21 protein-coding genes and 1 pseudogene are annotated in these 22,315 nt (G+C 44.8%); 9 read left to right on the forward strand and 13 right to left on the reverse strand.

Features of this window, described 5'->3' with window-relative positions:
• Positions 1-2: 2 nt before the first annotated feature.
• Positions 3-761, reverse strand: coding sequence for a YggN family protein (locus tag Q1A70_RS09145; RefSeq protein ID WP_299689552.1), 759 nt, complete (start codon positions 759-761; stop codon positions 3-5).
• Positions 762-837: 76 nt separating this feature from the next.
• Complete coding sequence (locus Q1A70_RS09150; protein ID WP_299689549.1) at positions 838-1,311, reverse strand: GreA/GreB family elongation factor; 474 nt, start codon at positions 1,309-1,311, stop codon at positions 838-840.
• Positions 1,312-1,454: 143 nt separating this feature from the next.
• Here Q1A70_RS09150 and Q1A70_RS09155 point away from each other — a divergent pair, with 143 nt between their 5' ends.
• Positions 1,455-3,389, forward strand: coding sequence for a RecQ family ATP-dependent DNA helicase (locus tag Q1A70_RS09155; RefSeq protein ID WP_299689546.1), 1,935 nt, complete (start codon positions 1,455-1,457; stop codon positions 3,387-3,389).
• A gap of 96 nt (positions 3,390-3,485) precedes the next feature.
• Here the strand turns inward: Q1A70_RS09155 and dinB are convergent, their stop codons facing one another.
• Positions 3,486-4,562: a DNA polymerase IV gene (gene dinB / locus Q1A70_RS09160; protein WP_299689543.1), complete on the reverse strand. Its 1,077-nt coding sequence runs from the start codon at positions 4,560-4,562 to the stop codon at positions 3,486-3,488.
• A gap of 164 nt (positions 4,563-4,726) precedes the next feature.
• Between dinB and Q1A70_RS09165 the strand changes: the two are divergent.
• Positions 4,727-5,011: pseudogene (locus Q1A70_RS09165) on the forward strand (response regulator); the annotation flags it as partial.
• 101 nt (positions 5,012-5,112) lie between these two features.
• Here the strand turns inward: Q1A70_RS09165 and nqrM are convergent.
• The 9 genes from nqrM to Q1A70_RS09210 form a co-directional block, all read right to left on the reverse strand.
• Positions 5,113-5,367 carry a (Na+)-NQR maturation NqrM gene (gene nqrM / locus Q1A70_RS09170; RefSeq protein WP_239832005.1) on the reverse strand — a complete coding sequence of 85 codons (255 nt, stop codon included), beginning with the start codon at positions 5,365-5,367 and terminating at the stop codon, positions 5,113-5,115.
• A gap of 16 nt (positions 5,368-5,383) precedes the next feature.
• A complete protein-coding gene (locus Q1A70_RS09175) occupies positions 5,384-6,388 on the reverse strand; it encodes an FAD:protein FMN transferase (protein ID WP_299689534.1) in 1,005 nt (334 codons plus the stop codon).
• A gap of 172 nt (positions 6,389-6,560) precedes the next feature.
• Positions 6,561-7,787: an NADH:ubiquinone reductase (Na(+)-transporting) subunit F gene (gene nqrF / locus Q1A70_RS09180; protein WP_081231180.1), complete on the reverse strand. Its 1,227-nt coding sequence runs from the start codon at positions 7,785-7,787 to the stop codon at positions 6,561-6,563.
• 29 nt (positions 7,788-7,816) lie between these two features.
• Positions 7,817-8,413, reverse strand: a complete 597-nt coding sequence (gene nqrE / locus Q1A70_RS09185; RefSeq protein ID WP_004735211.1) for an NADH:ubiquinone reductase (Na(+)-transporting) subunit E — start codon at positions 8,411-8,413, stop codon at positions 7,817-7,819.
• 7 nt (positions 8,414-8,420) lie between these two features.
• Positions 8,421-9,053 carry an NADH:ubiquinone reductase (Na(+)-transporting) subunit D gene (locus Q1A70_RS09190; protein ID WP_008223083.1) on the reverse strand — a complete coding sequence of 211 codons (633 nt, stop codon included), beginning with the start codon at positions 9,051-9,053 and terminating at the stop codon, positions 8,421-8,423.
• Positions 9,053-9,820, reverse strand: a complete 768-nt coding sequence (locus tag Q1A70_RS09195) for a Na(+)-translocating NADH-quinone reductase subunit C (RefSeq protein WP_299689518.1) — start codon at positions 9,818-9,820, stop codon at positions 9,053-9,055. Before Q1A70_RS09195 ends, Q1A70_RS09190 begins: the two co-directional genes overlap by 1 nt.
• Positions 9,810-11,054 (reverse strand): NADH:ubiquinone reductase (Na(+)-transporting) subunit B, encoded by a 1,245-nt coding sequence (locus Q1A70_RS09200; protein WP_048669180.1) that lies wholly within the window; start codon positions 11,052-11,054, stop codon positions 9,810-9,812. The genes Q1A70_RS09195 and Q1A70_RS09200 overlap by 11 nt, the downstream gene beginning before the upstream one ends.
• Before the next feature lie 5 nt (positions 11,055-11,059).
• Complete coding sequence (locus Q1A70_RS09205; protein ID WP_299689509.1) at positions 11,060-12,400, reverse strand: Na(+)-translocating NADH-quinone reductase subunit A; 1,341 nt, start codon at positions 12,398-12,400, stop codon at positions 11,060-11,062.
• Positions 12,401-12,910: 510 nt separating this feature from the next.
• Positions 12,911-13,219, reverse strand: coding sequence for a BolA/IbaG family iron-sulfur metabolism protein (locus Q1A70_RS09210; RefSeq protein WP_299689504.1), 309 nt, complete (start codon positions 13,217-13,219; stop codon positions 12,911-12,913).
• A gap of 174 nt (positions 13,220-13,393) precedes the next feature.
• On the opposite strand from Q1A70_RS09210, the gene Q1A70_RS09215 reads away from it, so the two are divergent.
• The 4 genes from Q1A70_RS09215 to Q1A70_RS09230 all read left to right on the forward strand — a co-directional run bounded on the left by Q1A70_RS09215 (position 13,394) and on the right by Q1A70_RS09230 (position 17,141).
• Entirely contained in the window at positions 13,394-14,545 is a 1,152-nt protein-coding gene (locus Q1A70_RS09215; RefSeq protein WP_299689501.1) for a methyltransferase, read from the forward strand.
• A gap of 66 nt (positions 14,546-14,611) precedes the next feature.
• The gene (locus tag Q1A70_RS09220) at positions 14,612-15,181 is read left to right on the forward strand and encodes a YajG family lipoprotein (protein ID WP_299689498.1); all 570 of its coding nucleotides are present in this window, start codon (positions 14,612-14,614) and stop codon (positions 15,179-15,181) included.
• Positions 15,181-15,729 (forward strand): peptidylprolyl isomerase, encoded by a 549-nt coding sequence (locus Q1A70_RS09225; RefSeq protein ID WP_299689495.1) that lies wholly within the window; start codon positions 15,181-15,183, stop codon positions 15,727-15,729. The genes Q1A70_RS09220 and Q1A70_RS09225 overlap by 1 nt, the downstream gene beginning before the upstream one ends.
• A 53-nt stretch (positions 15,730-15,782) precedes the next feature.
• Positions 15,783-17,141, forward strand: a complete 1,359-nt coding sequence (locus tag Q1A70_RS09230; RefSeq protein WP_299689492.1) for an MFS transporter — start codon at positions 15,783-15,785, stop codon at positions 17,139-17,141.
• 59 nt (positions 17,142-17,200) lie between these two features.
• Here the strand turns inward: Q1A70_RS09230 and Q1A70_RS09235 are convergent, their stop codons facing one another.
• Complete coding sequence (locus tag Q1A70_RS09235; protein WP_299689489.1) at positions 17,201-18,547, reverse strand: DUF4397 domain-containing protein; 1,347 nt, start codon at positions 18,545-18,547, stop codon at positions 17,201-17,203.
• A 580-nt stretch (positions 18,548-19,127) separates the two neighbouring features.
• Here Q1A70_RS09235 and Q1A70_RS09240 point away from each other — a divergent pair.
• The 3 genes from Q1A70_RS09240 to csdA all read left to right on the forward strand — a co-directional run bounded on the left by Q1A70_RS09240 (position 19,128) and on the right by csdA (position 22,242).
• The gene (locus tag Q1A70_RS09240; protein ID WP_299689486.1) at positions 19,128-19,940 is read left to right on the forward strand and encodes an outer membrane protein OmpK; all 813 of its coding nucleotides are present in this window, start codon (positions 19,128-19,130) and stop codon (positions 19,938-19,940) included.
• Positions 19,941-20,050: 110 nt separating this feature from the next.
• Positions 20,051-20,938 carry a 2-dehydropantoate 2-reductase gene (gene panE / locus Q1A70_RS09245; protein ID WP_299689483.1) on the forward strand — a complete coding sequence of 296 codons (888 nt, stop codon included), beginning with the start codon at positions 20,051-20,053 and terminating at the stop codon, positions 20,936-20,938.
• A 92-nt stretch (positions 20,939-21,030) separates the two neighbouring features.
• Positions 21,031-22,242 (forward strand): cysteine desulfurase CsdA, encoded by a 1,212-nt coding sequence (gene csdA / locus Q1A70_RS09250; RefSeq protein WP_299689480.1) that lies wholly within the window; start codon positions 21,031-21,033, stop codon positions 22,240-22,242.
• The last annotated feature ends 73 nt before the right edge of the window (positions 22,243-22,315 follow it).

The following is a 22,315-nucleotide window of genomic DNA, read 5'->3' on the forward strand; positions in this document are numbered from 1 at the left end:
AGCTAAATCGTAAACACTTGATAATCTTTAAGGTTAGGAATCAGGTTGTGCAGCTCTTGCTCTTGCTCTGTCATATCATCAAGAGAGTCACAGAGTTCAGCCGCTTGCTCTTCAACTTGTTGAGAATGCGCTTTCATTCGCTCTTCAACTTTGAGTTTTAATTGAGCCATACTGTCAGCCAACTCAGTCAGGTTTAACCCTCCCTCTTGTTGCATTTTCTCTGACATCGCGTTAAAGGCACTTGAAATAAACTCTTGGTTAAAGATCTCTTTCGCCTTCTCGAAATCTTCAGACCAACCACTCACCATCGATTCGAAACTGTCTGCGGGCAACACTAGCTCACCATCCTGATAGTAACGAGCCTCTAGATCAGCCAAAAACGTTTGCATGGATTCTTTGACATTATCGAACGATTCAGGGGAATCTAAACTAATCGCGATATCATCAATAACATCGTTGGCTAAGGCTAAGCTTTCGCTTGCCAGCTGTTTTGCTTTTGGCAGATACTCACTCATTGTGTCACGGTATTTCTCAATCGCGGCTTGCTGAGCAGCATCAAGGTCAACCTTTGCGCCATCAATATAAAGATCATAGTTATTATCGATAACGGCAGTATCCCCATCAGCTTGGTGGATCTCGACGCTTTGATCATCGATTCGCAATTCATTTTTCAAATCAACTCGACACTGAGCTGCAAACGTTGGCAGGCTCATAACCGAGATTGCCGCAGTTAACGATGTAATTAATAGCCTTTTTTTCATAACATCCTCTCATCAATCTGCCAGATTACTATACCCTGAGTTTATGCTTCTTTGTCAGGGAAGATGGTTCAACTATTCAATCAACAGAAATGACTTCATAGCAAAACTGTTTATCTGCGACTTTAAATTCAATTTCATCACCGAGTTCTTTACCCATTAGCGCCTGACCAAAAGGGGCATTTGCCGTCACGATAGCAACTTCGTTGTCATTCCACGATACAGAAAGCCCCCCGACGCTCGGCCCCATAAAAAAGTGTTTATAGTGATCATGCTCGTCAATCACCACCACATAGCTGCTCACCGTAATTTTTTCGCTATCTCGCAATACAAGGTTTCGGTAACACTGAATATCGTCTTCACACTCTTGCACTCTCACCGCTTGCCCATGCGCGAGATACGACGCTTCTAGCGCCAATGTATCGTACTTATGCTCAGGCACTGTCTCTTCATCCGTCGCAGCGTCGATGGCACGCTGAGTCGCAGACTGTGCAATGTGTAATCGGGATTCGAGGTGCTCTAAAATTATTTGGCGCAGTTCAGACTTATTCATACTATTGAGGTGCTTTTCTATAGGAGCTACAGAATAGAATTAGGTACAATCAGGTGCAAGACATTTGATTCATCAAGCGACGCTATCACCAATAGTCGCCCGCTTTAGCATCAATAACACACTTATTAATTCAGGTAGAACACATGATTGAGCAGAAGCTAAAACAAGTATTCGGATTCGATTCACTGCGTCACGGACAAAAACAAGTCATTGATAATGTTCTATCTGGCCACTCGACTGCCGCGATATTTCCGACAGGCTCAGGCAAATCCCTTTGCTATCAATTGCCAGCACTAGCGCTACCACACTTAACATTAGTGATATCGCCGCTATTAGCTTTAATGAAAGATCAACTCAGCTTTTTGCACAACAAGGGCATCAGCGCGGCCGCGATAGAATCAAGCCAAGACCGACAAACCACCCAGCAGGTGATGCAGTCGGTGCGCAACGGTGACACAAAAATTCTAATGATCTCGGTTGAACGCTTGAAGAACGAACGCTTTCGTCAGTTCATCTCTCAAGTACCGATTTCTCTGTTAGTGGTCGATGAAGCGCACTGCATCTCGGAATGGGGTCACAACTTCAGACCTGACTACCTAAAACTACCTCAATACCAAAAACAACTGAATATTCCTCAAGTACTATTGCTCACGGCAACCGCGACGACATCTGTTATCCAAGATATGAAGTCTAAGTTTGATATCAATGAAGAGCGTGTTGTAGTGACAGGTTTTTATCGTCAAAACCTAGACCTTTCAATTCAACCTTGCAACCAAGCCAGCAAACTAGAAACCTTGTGCAATGTCGTCAACCAAGCTTCTCTCGCTCCGACTATTGTGTATGTCACTCTTCAACAAACAGCAGAGATGGTCGCTCAGCACCTTCGGAATGCTGGTGTTAATGCTGTGGCTTATCATGCCGGTCTTAAGCCAGAAAACAGAGACGCCATCCAACATCAATTCATGAGTGATGACATCAACTGTATCGTGGCAACGATTGCATTTGGTATGGGTGTCGACAAGTCGAATATTCGCCGAGTGATTCACTTTGACTTACCAAAATCGATAGAAAACTACTCTCAAGAAATAGGTAGAGCAGGACGAGACGGACAAGCTTCTGAGTGTATATTGCTAGCGAATAAACACGGCTTGAGCACACTAGAGAACTTCGTCTTTGGCGATACGCCAGACAACATATCGATCCAGGCAGTATTGAAAGAGATCTACGAAAACCGAAACATTAATGCTTCGGGTTCGAATCAATGGGAGATCATGCTTAATCAGCTCTCGCGTGAATCCAACATTCGTCAGCTACCGCTTAAAACACTGCTGGTTTACCTCGAAATTGAAGGGGTGATTGAGCCGAAGTACAGCTACTTCGCAGACTACAAATTTAAGTTCATTCGCCCTAAACAGCAGATCTGCGAGCAGTTCCAAGGAGAACGTCGTAACTTTGTTGAAGCTATCTTTCAATGCTCACCACAAGCAAGAGTCTGGTGCCAAGTTGATTTCGAAGCGCTTTGGACACACTTCCAAGCGGACCGCCAGCGTGTGATTGCCGCTATTGATTACTTTAATGAACAAGGTTGGATTGAGCTCGAAAGCAAACAGATCACAGATGTCTACGCAATTCACAGTACCTCTGAAGAAATGATGCAGTTATCTGAACGATTAACGGAGTTGTTTAAGGCAAAAGAGAATAGTGAAATCAATCGCCTTAATCAGATGCTGAACTTCTTTGAAGCGGACACCTGCTTAAGCTCACGTCTTGCAAGTTACTTTGCCGATGATAAAGCGCCAACCAAGTGTGGCCACTGTTCAGTATGTCGCGGTCAAGTAGCAACCTTACCAACCGTTGATGTTGAGCCTGTTGATGATGAAACCGTGATGGCCTGGATTCATGAGTTCATCTCCAGCAACCAGCAACTGATTACCGATGAGGCCATCACCCGCTTTCTATGCGGAATCGCCACCCCGCTTTCAACCAAACTTAAAGCCAGTAAAATGGTCGGTTACGGGAAGTTAGAACAGCACCCCTTCAGTGACACCTTAGCGCGAGTTGAACAGCTTCCTAGGTAATCATCGTCTTGGTTTGTTGAAAAAACCGACTAGGCCGTGAAGTCTAGTCGGCACTCAAACAACAATACTTCTAAACCTAAGCTGCCAAACCTTTCCTTAAAAGAAGCTCAACTGACGCATCTGATCTTTGGGTTGCAGCATTACGCTTAAACCGAGTAACCGTATTTCTCGTCCTTGCTGCCTTTTTAGTATTTCGCTCAAGAGCTCTTTGAAGTGATCGCGATCAAGCGAAGCATGTATGTGTTCAATGGTGGTTTGTTGAAAGTCGGCAAACTTAAGCTTAATACCTTGCTTGATGATCGCCTTACTCGGGCTGGCTTTTTCTAGGCGAGTTTCAAGCTCAGGAAACAGTTTGTCTTCTATCACCTGCCAACACTCAGCATAGGTTGATATATTTTGAGTAAAGGTGCGCTCGACTCCTACCGATTTACGCTCTCGCTCAACGATCACCTCCCTTTCATCAATGCCATGGCTACGCTTCCAAAGTGATGCTCCCTGACGCCCAAATTTCAACAGCAACTCTCGATAGTCTGCTTCTTTGATATCCTTACAGGTAAAAAAACCAGCCAGTTGCAGTTTTTCGATGCTCACCTTACCGACACCAGGGATTTTTTCGAGTGGTAATTCATCGATCACCGCCTGAACATCCTGTGGAGGGATAACAAACTGACCATTGGGCTTATTCAGATCCGAGGCCACTTTCGCCAAGAATTTAATCGGCGCAATACCTGCAGAAGCGGTCAGATTCAGTTCATTCCAAATATCACGGCGAATCGACTCGGCAATCAAAGTGGCCGAACCATGACACTGCTTAGAATCGGTGACATCAAGGAAAGCTTCATCCAAGGAAAGTGGTTCAATGATTGATGTGTATCGAGAGAATATTTCACGGATCTTTTTAGAGATCTCGACATAGACCGACATTCTTCCCGGCACAACCAATAGATTAGGACATAATTGAAGTGCTTTCCCAGTCGGCATTGCCGAGCGAATACCAAACTTGCGTGCTTCGTAATTACAGGTACTCAGAACACCACGCTGCTTTTCATGCCCGCCAACGGCCAGTGGTCGATTTCGGTAGGCAGGGTTGTCACGCATTTCTACAGCCGCGTAAAAACAATCCATATCGACATGGATTATCTTTCTTATTTTCTCTTCACACCCACTAGACATCGAGTAATAACCTAACCCTACAACTGTATCAATAAACAGTATAAATCAATTATTATCGGATTAAAAATGATCTAGAGTCCAGCTTAAAGGTTTACTCTTCAACAACGATTTACTCCTCTGTTACTATCGTGAACGAGTATTTGGTCTATAAGTAGGGCTAGCTTTTGAGTGAAAAAATACTAGTGGTGGAGGATAGCCGTGCATTTCGCAACTACCTGTACCAACAACTGAAAAATAGTGGCTATGAGGTAGCGCTTGCTGAATCTATACCTAAGGCGAGAGCCATACTAGAGCAAGAGACGGATTTCTTGTGTACCGTCTTAGACTACTGCTTGCCTAATGGACAAGACGGTGAAATCATTGATCTCGTCTTAGGCTACCAACAAAAAATCATTGTTCTTACCGGAATGTTCGATAATCAACTGCGTGAGCAAGTTTTAACAAAAGGCTCTAAAACCCAAAAAGCTCAAGACGAAAATCTTGAGCTTTTCATTTAAGGGGGTAGTGAATCTCCCCCTAATCACGGTGACTAATTACTCGCGGTGACCAATTACGCGATACGATCTTTGTTCCAAGCCGCTTCTTTTTGCTGACGTTCAGCCAGTTTCTCTTCACGGTAAGCTTCACGAGCTTCGCGCTTTTTACGCGCGTCACAAGGTTCTGGGCAGTTACATACTTTATCAATACCCACAGCACCCAATCCGCCACAGCTACCTTTCACCACTTTCTTTTGGATGATATAGCCAATCGACATAGCTGCAATGACGGCTAGAAAAACACCAAATGTAATCAGAAATGTATTCATAATTCTCTCGCTTGCCTTATTTACCTAAGTATGGCTTGAATGCTTCAGAAGCAATCTCATCAAAACCATCTGCTGTTTTTACCACCATAAATGCTGGGATACCATGTTGGTTTGCGACTTCTATTCCTTTTACCTCACCTAACACCATAAGGCCAGTAGATAAGCCGTCTGCAGTCATTGAGGATGGGTTTAAAACCGTCACTGAAACCACTTTATGATGAATGGGTTTGCCCGTTTCCGGGTTGATGATATGTGAGTAACGGACACCATCGTGCTCAAAATAGTTGCGGTAATCACCCGATGTTGCTATCGCCATATCTCCAGGTTCAATGATCTCTTGAATAGTGCGCTCTTCAACCGTTGGCTTCTCAATCGCAATACGCCAACCTACATTGTCGCGGTTTAGGCCTTTCAAACGGATTTCACCGCCAACCTCAACCATGTAGTTGTGAATACCGATAGAATCGAGATAATCGGCAACTACATCAACACCCCAACCTTTTGCAATGGTTGACAGGTCGACATATAAGTTAGGTAGATCCTTGGTGAGTTTGTTACCTTCAATGCTTAGATGATGAATGCCGACCTTCGCTCTACGAGCAGCAAGATCTTCGTCTGTAGGGACCACTTCTGGACGCGCTTCAGGACCAAACCCCCAAAGGTTAACTAATGGACCAACCGTAACATCTAACGCACCTTCAGTAAGACCGTTCAAACGAATCGCTTCTTTCACAACAGTCGCAGTTTGTTCAGAGACTTCGAATGCGTCCGAGCCTTTATGCTGGTTGAAGCGGCTCAGCTCTGAACCTTCGCGATAGGTCGACATTTGATCATTGACTTGCTCAAGCAAACGATCGATCTCGGTATGAATTTCATTAGACTCAGGAAATTGATCACCTTTGATATATTTAATGTTGTAACTGGTACCCATTGTTGGGCCACTTAAATGCACTTGCTCTCTTGGTTGCTCGCAGCCCGCAAGAAAAATCAAAGAAGTTAATGCAACAAGCCAAATTCTCACTTGTTTACTCCTGTCTAAAGTTGAGGATTTATATAAGGAAAAATAAGAGTAAAAATCGCTCTTTGAATGCCCTACTCTTTCTTATATAAATCGCTATGTTTTTAAAAATAGTCTTAGAAAAACAAATGGCTGACTCGCGAGAGTCAGCCATAATATCAATTACTTAAGTGAATTAACCACCGAAGTCATCGAGTAGGATGTTTTCATCTTCTACACCAAGATCTTTCAGCATGCCGATAACAGCCGCGTTCATCATTGGTGGACCACACATGTAGTACTCACAGTCTTCAGGAGCTTCGTGATCCTTCAGGTAGTTTTCGTACAATACGTTATGGATGAAGCCAGTGTAACCGTCCCAGTTGTCCTCAGGTTGAGGATCAGACAGTGCGCAGTGCCACACGAAGTTCTCGTTTGCAGCCGCTAGGCCATCGAAGTCTTCAATGTAGAACATCTCACGCTTAGAACGTGCACCATACCAGTAAGACATCTTACGAGTAGAGTTAAGACGCTTAAGTTGGTCGAAGATATGTGAACGCATTGGCGCCATACCTGCACCACCACCGATGAAGACCATTTCATTGTCTGTGTCTTTAGCAAAGAACTCACCAAATGGACCAGAAATAGTACATTTGTCGCCTTCTTTAAGAGACCAGATGTATGAAGACATCACACCAGGAGCTACATCAGGGTTGTTTGGCGGCGGAGTTGCGATACGCACGTTAAGCTTGATGATGCCTTTCTCTTCTGGGTATGAAGCCATAGAGTAAGCACGGATCGAATGCTCTTTAACGATAGACTCGTAACGGAACAAGTTGAACTTATCCCAGTCACCACGGTATTCCTCAGGAATATCGTAATCTGCGTATTTCACGTGATGTGGTTCAGCTTCAATCTGAATGTAACCACCCGCGCGGAACGGAACTTCTTCACCTTCAGGGATAGCTAGAGCCAGCTCTTTGATGAAAGTCGCTTCGTTGTTATTCGAGATAACAGTACATTCCCACTTCTTAACACCAAAGATATCTTCGTCTAGTTCAATCTCCATGTCCGTTTTCATAGCAACTTGACATGCAAGACGTTCGCCTTCGCGAGCTTCACCTTTTGTGATGTGATCAAGTTCAGTTGGAAGGATGTCGCCACCACCAGACTTAACTTTTACACGACACTGACCACAAGAGCCACCGCCACCACAAGCAGAAGATACGAAGATACCAGCGCCAGCTAGGGCACCAAGTAGCTTGCTACCAGGTTGAGTAACGATCGCCTTTTCAGGGTCACCGTTTACTGAAATAGTGATATCACCTGATGGTACTAACTTAGACTTAGCGAAAAGAATCACTAGTACTAGAGCCAGTACAATAATGGTAAACATCGCTACGCCAAGAATAATACTAAACATTTGTTATTCCTTATTACTGGGTGCTTACCCTACAGTTGAACACCAGAGAAAGACATAAAGCCTAACGCCATCAGACCAACAGTAATGAACGTGATACCAAGGCCACGAAGACCAGGAGGTACGTCAGAGTACTTCATTTTCTCACGGATACCCGCAAGAGCAACGATAGCTAGCATCCAACCCACACCAGAACCGAAGCCGTAAACAACAGACTCAGCAAAGTTGTAGTCACGAGTTACCATGAAAGATACACCACCAAAGATGGCACAGTTAACTGTGATCAGTGGCAGGAAGATACCTAGTGCGTTGTACAAAGGTGGGAAGAAACGGTCTAGAACCATCTCTAGGATTTGTACAAGTGCCGCGATAACACCGATGAATGCGATGAAGTTAAGGAAACTTAAATCGACACCGGCAACAAGTGCATTTTCTTTTAGGATGTGTGTGTAAACAAGGTTGTTTACAGGAACAGCGATTGTAAGTACTACAACGACCGCTACACCAAGACCAAAAGAAGTTTTAACTTTCTTCGATACCGCTAGGAATGTACACATACCTAGGAAGAAAGAAAGCGCCATGTTTTCGATGAAAATCGATTTAACGAGCAGACTAATATAATGTTCCATGACTACCTTACCCCTTCGCTTCTACTTGTTCTGGTTTGAACACACGAATTGCCCAAATCAAGAAACCAATTAGGAAGAATGCAGAAGGTGCTAGAAGCATCAAGCCGTTTGGCTGATACCAACCACCGTTGCTCACTAGAGGTAGTACTTCCATACCAAATAGTTTGCCAGAGCCTAGAAGCTCACGGAAGAAACCAACAGTGATAAGAACGAAACCGTAACCAAGACCATTACCAAGACCATCGATTAGAGATGGGATTGGCGCAGACTTCATTGCGAATGCTTCAGCACGACCCATTACAATACAGTTAGTAATGATTAGGCCTACGAATACAGATAGCTGCTTAGAGATATCGTATAGGTATGCTTTTAGCACTTGGTCTACCACGATTACTAATGATGCGATGATTGCCATCTGAACGATGATACGCACACTGTTAGGAATGTGGTTACGGATCAAAGAAACGAAGAAGTTAGACAGAGCAGTAACGAACATTACCGCGATAGTCATAACAAATGCTGTTTCTAGCTTAGTGGTTACCGCAAGAGCAGAACACACACCAAGAACCTGTAGCGCGATTGGGTTGTTGTCCAACACCGGCGCTAAGATGCTCTTTTTAATTTCTTTTGCACTAGACATTAGTTCAGACCTCCGTCACGAACTTTTGCTAGGAACGGACCAAAGCCCATATCACCTAACCAGAAGTCAAATGTATGTTGAACACCAACGCTAGTCAGTGTTGCACCAGAAAGGCCATCTACACCGTGCTCAGAACCTTGAGGAGCGCCACCTTTAACAACCTGAATAGCTGGTTTGTGATTTTCGTCGAATAATTTCTTACCAACGAATTGAGCGCGCCAAGTTGGGCTCTCAACTTCACCACCAAGTCCAGGAGTTTCACCTTGCTCGTAGTAAGTGATACCAGAAACAGTGTTGCCATCCGTTTCTACCGCAACGAATGCGTACATCATTGACCATAGACCGTTACCGTGAACAGGGATGATAACTTTAGAAGTTTCAGCGCCATCTTTCACAAGGTATACCGTACCCGTGTTAGCACGACGAAGGATCTTAGCAATGTCATCTTCAGCAGAAAGCTTGATTGACTGAGCTGGATCTTTTGCCGCTTTACGTTGGTCATATGTCGCAGCGTCAGCGTCAACGAAATCACCAGTCGCGAAATCCACTAGACGAGGTTCGATATTCTCTGCGTATAGAGCTGGGATGTCACCTGCAACGTCGATGCCCGCCACTTCAAGGATCTTGGTTTGCTGATCCAAAACCGCGTTAGCTTGTTGCTTAGGTTTAAGAACAACTGCAGCTGTTGAAACGATGATTGAGCACACTAAGCTCAATGCGATAACAACAAACAGCGTCTTTTTAATGCTATCGTTATTACTTGCCATAGCGCGCTAGTCTCCGCTTAATGTTCTTCTCGATTACAACGTGGTCAAACAGAGGAGCAAATAGGTTTGCGAATAGAATCGCAAGCATCATGCCTTCTGGGTATGCAGGGTTAACTACACGAATCATTACACACATTGCGCCGATTAGGATGCCGTACCACCACTTACCTTTGTTGGTAAATGAAGCTGATACTGGGTCAGTCGCCATGAAGAACATACCGAATGCGAAGCCACCTAGAACTAGGTGCCAGTGCCAAGGCATGCTGAACATTGCGTTAGTATCAGAACCGATCACGTTGAACAGCGTAGACACAGCAATCATACCGATCATTACACCAGCAATGATGCGCCATGAAGCGATACGCATGTAAACGATCATCGCTGCACCAATCATAAGTGCTAGAGTCGATACTTCACCGATAGAACCTGGGATGTTACCAATGAATGCATCCATCCAAGTGATTGCTTCACCCGATGTTACGTTCATTAGTGCGCTACCGCCGCCTTGAGCCCATTGGCTAAGCGCAGTTGCACCAGAGAAACCGTCTGCAGCAGTCCAAACTACGTCACCTGAAATCTGTGCAGGGTATGCAAAGAATAGGAACGCACGGCCAGCAAGAGCAGGGTTCAGGAAGTTACGACCCGTACCACCGAAGATCTCTTTAGCGACAACAACACCAAAGGTAATACCTAGTGCTGCTTGCCATAGAGGAAGTGTTGGCGGAACGATCAGCGCGAATAAGATAGAAGTAACAAAGAAACCTTCGTTTACTTCGTGCTTACGCACCATACAGAACAGAACTTCCCAGAAACCACCAACGATGAATACCGTTGCGTAGATAGGTAGGAAGTAAGTCGCACCAAGTAGCATCTTACTGCCAACACCTGCATCGGCTCCTAAGGAGGCGCCAAGCATTTCGGTTAGCCAGTAGTGCCAGTTACCATCGATAACAGATGCTAGTTCAGCGCCTGCATACATATGGTTAAGTGCAGCGATAGCTTGGCCACCCGCGTTGTACATACCCCAGAACATTGCTGGGAATACCGCGAACCAAACCATGATCATGATACGTTTTAAATCAACGCTATCACGAACGTGCGAGCTTTTCTTTGTAATAAGACCTGGTGTGTAGAACACGGTCGCTGCTGCTTCGTAAAGCGCAAACCACTTCTCGTGTTTACCACCTGGCTCAAAATGATGCTCGATGTCTTCAAGAAACTTTTTAAGGCCCATGAAAATTACCCTTCCTTCTCAATCGTATCTAGGCATTCACGAAGTAGTTGACCGTACTCGTACTTACCTGGACATACAAAGGTACACAATGCTACATCTTCTTCGTCTAGCTCTAGCGCACCAAGTGCTTGAGCACTATCAACGTCGCCTGCACATAGATCACGAAGCAGCAATGTAGGTTCCATATCTAGAGGCATTACGCGCTCGTAGTTACCGATTGGAACCATTGAGCGGTCACTACCGTTTGTCGTCGTTGTCATGTTGAACAGCTGACCTTTAAACAGGTGACCAAGGAATGAACGAGTAACAGAGAACTTGTTCTTACCAGGCATAGCCCAGCCGAATAGCTCTTTATCACGACCTTCACGTAGAACAGAAACTTGCTGATGGTAACGACCAAGGAAAGCATGTGGACCTGTTGCCTCAGTACCCGTAAGTACAGAGCCTGAAATCACACGAACTTCACCTGGCATTAACTCGCTGTCAGTTAACTCTTCAAGGCTAGCACCAATTTGAGTACGAACTAGACGTGGGTTGTTCACTACAGGACCTGCCAGAGAAACAACACGCTCAGAGTAAATCTCACCAGTAAGGAAAAGCTTACCGAATGCGATAACATCTTGATAGTTAATGCTCCACGCTACATTTTGTGCATTTACCGGGTATAGGTAATGCATATGCGTGCCTGCAAGACCTGCAGGGTGTGGGCCATCAAAGACATGTTCTTCAACGTTAGACTGAGCTGAACGAGGTAAGCTGGTACCTTTTTTACAAACGTACACTTTACCGTTAGTCAGAGCTGAAAGAAGATCTAAACCAGCAACGAACGCACCAGACTGTTCGTTAATGATTAATTCTGGCTCAGCTGCTAGCGGATTCGTATCCATAGCAGTAACGAAAATAGCTTGAGTTTCAGAATCAACTGCTGGAACCTTGCTGAACGGACGAGTTCGCAAAGCGGTCCATGCGCCAGACTCAACTAACTGAGTTTTAACCGTTTCACGGTCAAGACCTGCTAATTGGTTAGCTTCATAGCTATTGAACGTGATTTGCTCATTACCTGCTACTTCAATCACTACGGATTGAAGAACACGCTTAGCACCACGGTTCACTTCAATAACTTTACCGCTTGCTGGAGAAGTAAATACAACACCTGGGTTCTTTTTATCTGCAAAAAGAACTTGGCCTTTCTTCACTTCATCACCAACGCGAGCATGCATCGTAGGACGCATACCAACGTACTCTTCGCCAAGCAAGGCGACTTTAGTGATGGACTTACCATCATTAATCACCTGGGATGGAGTTCCTGCGATAGGAAGATCCAAACCCTTCTTTATTGTAATCATACGCACTTGCACTACTTTATCGGGAAAAAGATTCTTTTAATTGCGTAAATTCAGGACGTTTAAAATCGCCCTTAGACACGATATTACAGTGTCCGGTTTTGGTAGATTTGAGACACCAAAATCGCAACATAATCTCAATAAATACATCACAGGAATCCCGTGAGATTTATCAGGTGCGGCATTCTAGCATTTTTTAACAACTTGATGCCATGACCAATGTCTTTAACAAGGTCTTTATTTGGCGAGAATTGAAGCATATAGGCACTTAAATATGCATAAACTTGACGAACCGCACAGATAAAATAATTGTTAATTCGCGTTTCAAACAAGAGATTAATACTCTGTCGCAAACTGACATTTTACGACGCATGTTGAAACACTGTTAATAAAAACATTACTCGTTGTAGGTATTTAATGGCTATAAATCAACCAACACTTGAGCCCGAAAAATGAGACATTCACAGGCTCAACAACAACGAAACAGCGAGGATCCACTCTGTATGCAGGCGATTACTTGCCTCCCCCCATGCACATAGGGCTATCTGGCACACTCTCTAACTGCTTGAGCCATTCACTTTTGGTGTAAGTATGAATCGACAGCGCGTGAAGATTATCCGCTAATTCTTCTGCAAGAGTTTTATTGACCGCACGATGACGGGCAATCAGTCGTAAACCGTCGAAGGCTTCACTGACCACGATCACTTTGAAATGACTCTCAGAACCCGCTGGAACATTGTGCATATAACTCTCGTTGATCACGTTTAAATGAGTTGGCGAAAATTCATTGTGTAATTTTGTTTCGATAACTTCTTGAAGCATTGCGATTCCTTAGTAACGTATTAACGTGAAGTGCTGGCTGAGTATAAACCCTAACAGCAATACTGTCTGAGTGATTACTATCAAACGACATCAGTTTGCTTGAGTTTTTTCTATCTTGTTTAGCGCGCTTTTGCGACAATATCTTTGTTAATCCTTATATAAGTATCTCAAGCTATGAAAACCGAACTGACCTTTCAAGATAGAACATTGACCTTACATCGTTTCCCTAAACGTTCAAATGAAACCCTTCAAGCTTGGGATGCGGGTGACGAATACATCATTAGTCACGTTGAAGAGATGAATCTGGAGCCCGGCAAGCATATTCTGATCATGAACGATAGCTTTGGTGCTCTATCAGCTTGGTTCTCCAAAGATCATGACGTCACTATGATGAGCGACTCATTTATCTCTCACCGTGGCGCTCTAAAAAACTTACAACGTAATCAAAGTAACCGCGTCAATTTCCTGAACACGATGGATGACATTCCACACGGCATTGATCTGGTGCTGATGCAGCTGCCAAAAACAAATCGTCACCTCATTTGGCAATTGAGTCAGTTGCGTCAAGCGCTGCCTGAAGACTGCCAAGTGATCGGTGTCAACAAGGTAAAAGAGATTCACACCTCAACGCTCAATCTTTTCGAGAAATACTTAGGCGAAACTAAAACCTCTCTCGCGAAGAAAAAGCACCGTTTGGTGCTATCTTCTCCAAACTGTCAGCCAATTCAAACGGTAGAGCCTTTTGTTGAGTGGGATGTAGATGGCGAAGATATCCGCCTGAAAAATTTACCGAACGTTTACTCGGGAGAAGCACTCGATCAAGGCGCTCGCTATATGCTAGAGCACATCCCTCAAGATCCTGAGCTGCGTCATATTATCGATCTTGGCTGCGGTAATGGTGTATTGAGTGTCAAAGCTGGGCAATTGAACCCACAGGCTCGTATCACCTGTGTCGATGAAAGCTTTATGGCGGTGGAATCCGCGCGCCAAAACATTAAGGATAACCTTGGTGAAGAAGGCAACTTCCAGTTCATTACCAACAACTGCTTAGATGGCTTTAAGAAAAACAGTACCTACTTAGTGATGTGTAACCCTCCGTTCCATCAGCAACAAGCAATTACGGACCACATTGCATGGCAAATGTTCTGTGATGCAAAGCATGTTCTTAGCAATGGAGGCAAATTAATTGTTATTGGCAACCGACACCTCGGATACGATGTAAAACTCGCAAGATTATTTGGTGAGGCCAACGTTGAAACGCTTGAACTAAATCAAAAATTTGAGATATTACAAGCAACAAGAGAGCCTGCAAATTTTAATAAATAAGCAGAGACGACTTCACAAGAATTTAAGATACCGAGCTTCTGGTGTGAATTAAGAAAGGATAAAGGAATGAAAAAACTGATTTTGGCTGCTTCTATTATGGCTTTGACAGCATGTTCTGCCCCTCAACAAGAGCAGATCAACGTAGTGCCAGAAGCTTCACTAAGCTCAAGCAACCTTGTACAAGGCAAAACATACACGCTAACCAGTAAAGATGTTCGTGCAGCTCAGTATGTTGCATTGGTGGATAGTGGTCGTTCAAGTATTCAGCCGATTCACGCTAAACAAAATATGCGTATGTCACTTGAGAACACGTTGGCGCAACAGTTCGAGTCACAAGGTTTCCGAGCAAGCGTAAACAGTGAAAATTCGATTGTTTTAGAGATTCAAGAAGCCTTGGTTACCGTCAAGCACAGCATCATGGAAAACCAAATGGACGGCAAGGTAACGCTTGAAGTCACAGCGGAAACGCCGGAAGGCAAGCTTGTTAAAACATTCAATGGAACAGCCACTCGTACAGGTACCTTAAGTGCGTCAGATGAAGAGATCTCTATGGTACTTAACGATGTGATTAACTTGGTTTTGACTGAAATTTCGAACGACCAAGAACTACAAACTTACATGAAGGAACGCTTCTAATGGGTCGTATTTTATCTTCTATCGCATTAATGCTGGTCAGCGTGAGCGTTTGGGCAGGTCCTAAAGTGAATGTTGAAACCACGCTAGGGAATTTCACGATTGAGCTAAATCAAGAGCAAGCTCCGGTTAGCGCTGAGAACTTCCTAAAATACGTGGCAGACGGCAGTTACGAAGGCAGCCAATTTCACCGAGTGATCCCTGGTTTCATGGCACAAGGTGGCGGCTTTGATCAAGATATGAACCGCCTTGCCACTTATGCCCCAATTAAAAATGAAGGCAGCAACGGTCTAAAAAATGATACGGCAACGATTGCGATGGCTCGCACCAATGCACCTGACTCTGCAACGCGTCAGTTTTTCATTAACTATGCAGACAACGATTTCTTAAACGCCAATGGCGGTAACCCTGGTTACGCAGTCTTTGGCAAGGTAACCGAAGGCTTCGACGTTGTGCAAAAAATGACAACCATTCCAACTAAGCGAATGAACGGTATGTCAGACATCCCCGTCGATCCAATCGTCATCACCAAAATGAGCCTTCTTAAGTAATCTCATACCACGCCCTTAATTCTTAAGGGCGTTTTTCTACACAAGGACGCCCTATGTCATCTGGCACTCCCTCTCTCTCTTGGATGCAGACTTTCCGCAGCTATCTCGACAAGCGCCTACTTTGGGTGTTTATGCTCGGTTGTTCGAGTGGCTTCCCATGGGTTCTTATTGGCTCCAACATGTCTGGCTGGCTAAAAGATGCTGGTTTAACGCGTGCTGCCATCGGCTATTTTGGCAGTGTCTTTGCCGTTTATGCGATTAACTTTTTATGGGCACCATTGGTAGACCGAGTCAAATTGCCCATTCTACATGCAATATTAGGCCAGCGACGCAGTTGGATATTCCTCTGCCAAAGCTTTGTCCTCGTGTGTACGCTGCTCATTGCCAGAGTAAACCCGGCTAATGACTTGATGTTCACCTCGATGCTTGCCCTAGGCATTGCGATTGCATCGGCGACCCAAGATATTGCGATTGACGCTTTCCGTATCGATTCATTTCCAAAATCTGAAGCTTCAAAACTGCCACAAGCCTCGGCAATGGCGGTCGTTGGATGGTGGACAGGTTATTCCCTGCCGGGTTACCTCGCCTTTATCAATGTTGACTCAATCGGTTGGAATGATGTGTATTACGGCATGGCCGGCGTGGTAGTCGTTTTGATGGTGTTTACCCTGTTTGTTGGTGAGCCAGTTACCAAACGCGAAGCTCTGCAACAAGAAGCTCTACAACGTCATAATAAAGTGGTCGGTTCAAAAGTCGTGGCGTGGTTCAGTGTCACGGTTTTAGAGCCATTTTATGACTTCTTTAAGCGTAACGGTGTTCAAGTCGCCATTACCCTGCTGCTGTTTGTATTCCTATTTAAGATAGGTGAGGCTTTCTTAGGTAGAATGTCGATCCCGTTTTATAAAGAAATCGGTTTTAGTAACGAACAGATTGGACACTACTCCAAATTGATTGGTTGGGGTGCGACCATATTCTTCACTCTGTTGGGCAGTGTCTTCAATGTGAGGTTTGGCATTGTGCGTGGACTGATGATTGGCGGTGTTGCGATGGCAGCCAGTAATCTAATGTTCGCGTGGATTGCGCAGGCTGGTCCAAGTGAAACGCTGTTCTTGGCGACGATTATTGTCGACAACTTCACAACCGCCTTTTCGACGGTAGCGTTCGTCTCTTTCCTAACGATATTAACCGGGCAAGCCTTCTCGGCGACACAATACGCGCTGTTAGCTTCTCTCGGTAATTTTGGTCGGACAACACTGGCTTCATTCAGTGGTGAGCTCGTCGATTACCTTAATGATTGGTCAACCTTCTTTGTCCTGACATCGTTAATGGTGATACCAAGTTTGATCATGCTCTATTCGTTACGCCACTTTTTCACCGATTTATTAGACAAAGCCAAACACAACCACGAGTAATAGCAAGAGGGTAGCGATAAGCTACCCTCTTTTGATCACGGTTCCTTGTCCATAGAGACTCAGTCTGTTGTCTCACTCACAATTAAGTTAAAGCCTGTCCCCATCGAATCATCAATCGCGACCACTTGATAGACCACACCATCGGCTAACATTGCCGCTGCTGAGTCAATCGCAACCGTCGATGGATCTCCTGCTACGGTAATCGTCACATAGTAGTTACCCGCTGCGACATAAATACCATTGGCATAGTCTTTGAATTTCACATCACTCAACGCAGGAGTGCTTCCCGAGATCCCCGCGTTTTCAGTCAAGTAAATATCAACCGAAGCAGCAATTGGATTCGCTGCTGCATGAGTAATGTTCAGCACAGCACTAGTAGCAACTGGGCGTCGATTTTCAGGAACCACTAATGCTTCCAAACTCAGAGGGCTCACTGTCCCTACGGCATAAATGCTGTAATCCATGCCGGCAGCCACAGCTAAACCATCGACATCGATAAAGGTTGGCGAGGTCGTTGCCGTCTCGTAAATATCAATGTCGTAGCTGCCTGCGTCTAAGTCTAAGAAACCACGAACCTCGTTAAACATAAGAGCATCAAGTGGAGCAAACTGAGCTGAGTTCACATAGACATCGACATCGGGTGCCCCATCAACTAAGTGCCCCACTCTCACTTCCGCGGTTTCCGCCATATCGTAGATTAAAGACGAACCGCTACCATCCATCACTATTAACTTGACTGGCGATGCACTGTTTGAATCAGCTCTTGGTATAGCTGCAATGGTTAGCTCGCTTCCGCCTGCCAAAGTGATCTCCCCAGAATCAAAAGCGATAGCACTGCCACTGACCGTTTCTAATCTCACCTGATATTGACCAGCTGGAATATTGACCACATCAGTAAAATCTTTATACGCCAACGTATCTAAGGGGGTACCTAATGGTTCATTGGGGGCAGTAACATATAAATTCACATCGCCAACTCCCGTCGCGGCGTGAACAATTTGTACATCTAAGGTTGAGTTGGTTGCAGTACCTGCTGCTGGTCGTGTTACGACAAGCGCTTCAACTGGGTTATTGGATCCATCCGCGTCACCAACGACCATCACGGTATAATCGGTATCGCTGCTTAAATCAAATTGGCTCTGGGGGATCACGGTTGCGACATCTTCTCCGGGAAGTTGCACATCCACTTGCACTAATGTTTGCCCTTCGGTCACTGAGGCATAGCCCGATGCTTGAGCAAAATCGACGTCAGTCCATCTTGCTTGGCTATTAACCCAAACATTCGCGAGTGGCGCATCGGGAGAAGCATGTACTGCTTGAAGTTGAGTGGTCGCATCATCATCGTCGTCACAGCCGACAATGAACAGCGCTGACATGGCTACGGCTAAAACTGGTGAGTATTTCATTGGCTCTCTCCAAATATCATACTGCTTCAACACAAACGACCGATTCAGTGGAAGCGGGTCAACACACTATCTCAGTGTCTGGTGCAGAAAACAGTTATCGATGGTCTGTGTGATTTGATAAGCAATAAGACTTATATTCTCTATCACTCTCGACAAAATTGTTCATCACACGATTGCAACACCAATACGACATCGGTCAAAAATAGATCAAGCCAAGGAAATTTAAACGACAAATTTAGTCCGTTTTGAATATAAAAAACGGAGAAAGCCGCCGTGTTAATTTGGCTATACGCACCTCTTCATTTAGTAAAATCGTTTGCTTAGATTACAAATCGAACAATCACACCAAAAAGCCATCAATGTCACAAAATCAATACAGTGAAATATGAATCAATATGCATTAACATAATAAAGTTCCGCAATTAAAACCATTAGCGTGATCGTGATCACAATAATAATTGCAATTTTAACCCCGTCTCACTTTTATTTGAGAGCAAAATCGCTATTATGCTCTGCATTCGGACGACGTAAATACTTACCAGTTTTCGGGTCACTTATTTTAAACATAGAGAGTTCCATTATGCGTAAATCACTTTTAACTCTTGGTCTACTTGCTGCAACTTCAGCTCCTACAATCGCAGCTGATTATTCAGAGGGAGTTCGTAGTAACGACTATTCATGGATGCAGTTTAACATCATGCATGTGCTTGATGAAAAACCAGGAGATATTGATCACACTTACCTAGAAATGGAATTTGGTGGTCGCTCTGGAATCTTCGATCTTTATGGCTATGTTGATCTATTTAACCCGACGAATAACTCAACGAGCGCTAAAGATGGCGCTGACCGCTTGTTTATGAAATTTAACCCGCGTATGTCACTGGATGCAGCGACAGGTGCTGATTTATCTTTTGGCCCGTTACAAGAGCTCTACATTGCAAGCGAAAATATCATTGATGGTGGTGATAATGGCTATACCACTAAATGGGGTATCGGCTCTGACATCATGGTACCTTGGTTTGGCAAAATGCAATTTAACCTGTATGCGCGCCATGAGTTAACATCGCATGAGTGGAACGGTTACCAAATCTCTACCAACTGGTTCAAACCATTTGTTAACTTTGAAAACGGTTCTTTCATCTCGTACCAAGGCTACCTAGATTACGAATTTGGCATGGATGATGACGCTGATAACCTATCAGGTCACGGTGGTGCAATGTACAACGGTATTTACTGGCACTACAAGAACTACGCTGTAGGTTACGGCCTAAAACTTTACAACAATGTTTATGGCCTACAAGACGGTGCTTATTTCGATAATAAAGCTCCTGAAGATGGTCGCTTCTCAACATCTGGTGTAGCGCACTACTTCGCAGCGACGTACAAGTTCTAATCGAACCTCTGACAAAATTTCCTAAATGGCACCCTCGGGTGCCATTTTTTATTGCTTTCATTTAATGCCTCGCTATCCTTGCTGCATCACTTTCTTATCTCGGTATTGCTGTGAATATCACTATTGTTGGGCCTGGGGCTATTGGCTCTTTATGGGCCATAAAACTGCTTCAAGCGGGTCATAATGTGTCTTTTTGGAGCCGTTCTTCCGATCATTCCATTGAGCTATCACTTGATGGACAACCCTCTATCCCTATCAGCAACAACAATATCAAACGATTAGCCGCGAGTGATCTGGTTATCTTCACCGTCAAGGCTTGGCAGGTCGAAGCCGCAACGACTCCGCTCCTCAAACATCTCAACCCTGACACTATTCTGATGTTCATGCATAACGGAATGGGCGCGGTCGATAACATTGCTACTCAAGTAGATGGTTACCCCGTTGTATTGGCGACCACGACTCAAGCCGCATTTAAACCCAACCGTAATCATGTGTCACATACAGGGTTAGGACATACCCAACTGGGTGCTTTTAACCAAGTCGCTCAACAATGCACGTTTTTAGTTGATGTCCTCAATCATGCCCTGCCAGAGGTAAACTGGAACCCTGAAATAAAAACTGCGCTTTGGACTAAGCTCGCGATTAACTGTGCCATCAACCCACTAACAGGGCTTAAGCAGATTAAGAATGGCGAACTTGCTGATCGCCAATTTGAGAGGGTGTTAGGTTCGATAGTTCAAGAACTGACAGAAGTGATGCAAGCCGAAGGGATCGCCTGTTCATTCGAGGAATTAGCAGCAAGCGTCAAACACGTCATCCAAGCGACGGCAGAGAACTACTCTTCAATGCAGCAAGATATGTTTTATCAGCGTAAGACAGAGGTCGACTTCATTAGCGGCCATCTAATCAAAACTGCACTTAAGCACGGCATAGAGGTTCCTGTTAACCAAAAGCTGTTTACTCAAGTCAAAGAGCAAGAAAAGCGCTGGGATCATTAATATTCGTCAGCAACACTTAACAAGTCGCGATAAAATAACAAGACCGCTCAGCATCATGCTAGCACCCACTTTCAAGATTTAGGTAAGAACAGATGCTTGATATCAATCACATCCGAGAGCAGTTTCCTGCGCTATCCCAAACCATCAATCAACAACCGTTGATTTACTTAGACAGCGCGGCGACGACACAGAAGCCTCAGGTGGTCATTGATGCCATTAGCCAATATTACTCGAAGCAGAATGCCAATGTGCACCGTGGTAGCCATAGCTTAACGGCCCATGCTACCAGCCAATTTGAAGCCGCCAGAGACAAGGTCGCCCAGTTTATTGGTGCTTCGTCTTCAAAAGAGATTATTTGGACTCGCGGTGCTACCGAAGCGCTCAATCTTATCGCTCAAACCTACGCCAGAAGCACCCTTAAGCCTGGCGATGAGATCTTGGTCAGCGAGATGGAGCATCACGCCAACATCGTGCCTTGGCAAATTGTTGCAGAGCAAACCGGCGCTAAAGTCGTTAAAGTACCGATGACATCGGATTGCGAATTTGACCTCACTGCGTTTGATGCGCTACTCAATCAACGAACCAAGATCGTTGCACTGGCCCAAATAACCAACGTCACGGGCTCACGTCAGCCGATAGAGCAAGTGATCGAAAAAGCCCACCAAATGAATGCGATTGTGGTGGTGGATGGTGCACAAGGTATCGTTCATCAACCCGTAGATGTTTCATCTTTAGGCGCTGATTTCTACGTATTCTCTGGGCACAAGCTCTACGCTCCAGCGGGGATTGGCGTGCTTTACGGTAAGCTTGAATTGCTCGAGGCGATGCCTCCTTGGCATGGCGGTGGCAAGATGGTCGAACGCGTCTCTTTCTCGGGTACGACTTTTTCTGAACTGCCTGGCAAATTCGAAGCAGGCACACCAAATGTGGCAGGAGCGATAGCACTAAGCACCGCAATAGAATGGTTAAGTGGTTTTGCACAACAAGATGTAGAAAATCATATCCATCAGCTACAACACGAGACTTATCTTGCGCTCAGTAAACTGGATGATATTCAGATTTTAGGGTATCAAACTAACGCAAGTGTGATTACTTTTGTGATGGATGGTGTTCACCACCAAGACATCGCAACGCTGCTGGATCAACAAGGCATTGCGGTACGCGCTGGGCATCATTGCGCTCACCCATTAATGGATGCGCTCAATGTAAAAGGAACAGTGCGAATTTCATTTGGTATTTACAACACCATGGAGGATGTTGAAAAACTCGTAGCGGCGATAGAAAAAGCCGTTGATATGCTGTAGCGAGTAGCGAGTAGCGAGTAGCGAGTAGCGAGTAGCGAGTAGCGAGTAGCGAGTAGCGAGTAGCGAGTAGCGA

This window comes from uncultured Vibrio sp. (assembly GCF_947488985.1).
Lineage (GTDB): Bacteria > Pseudomonadota > Gammaproteobacteria > Enterobacterales > Vibrionaceae > Vibrio.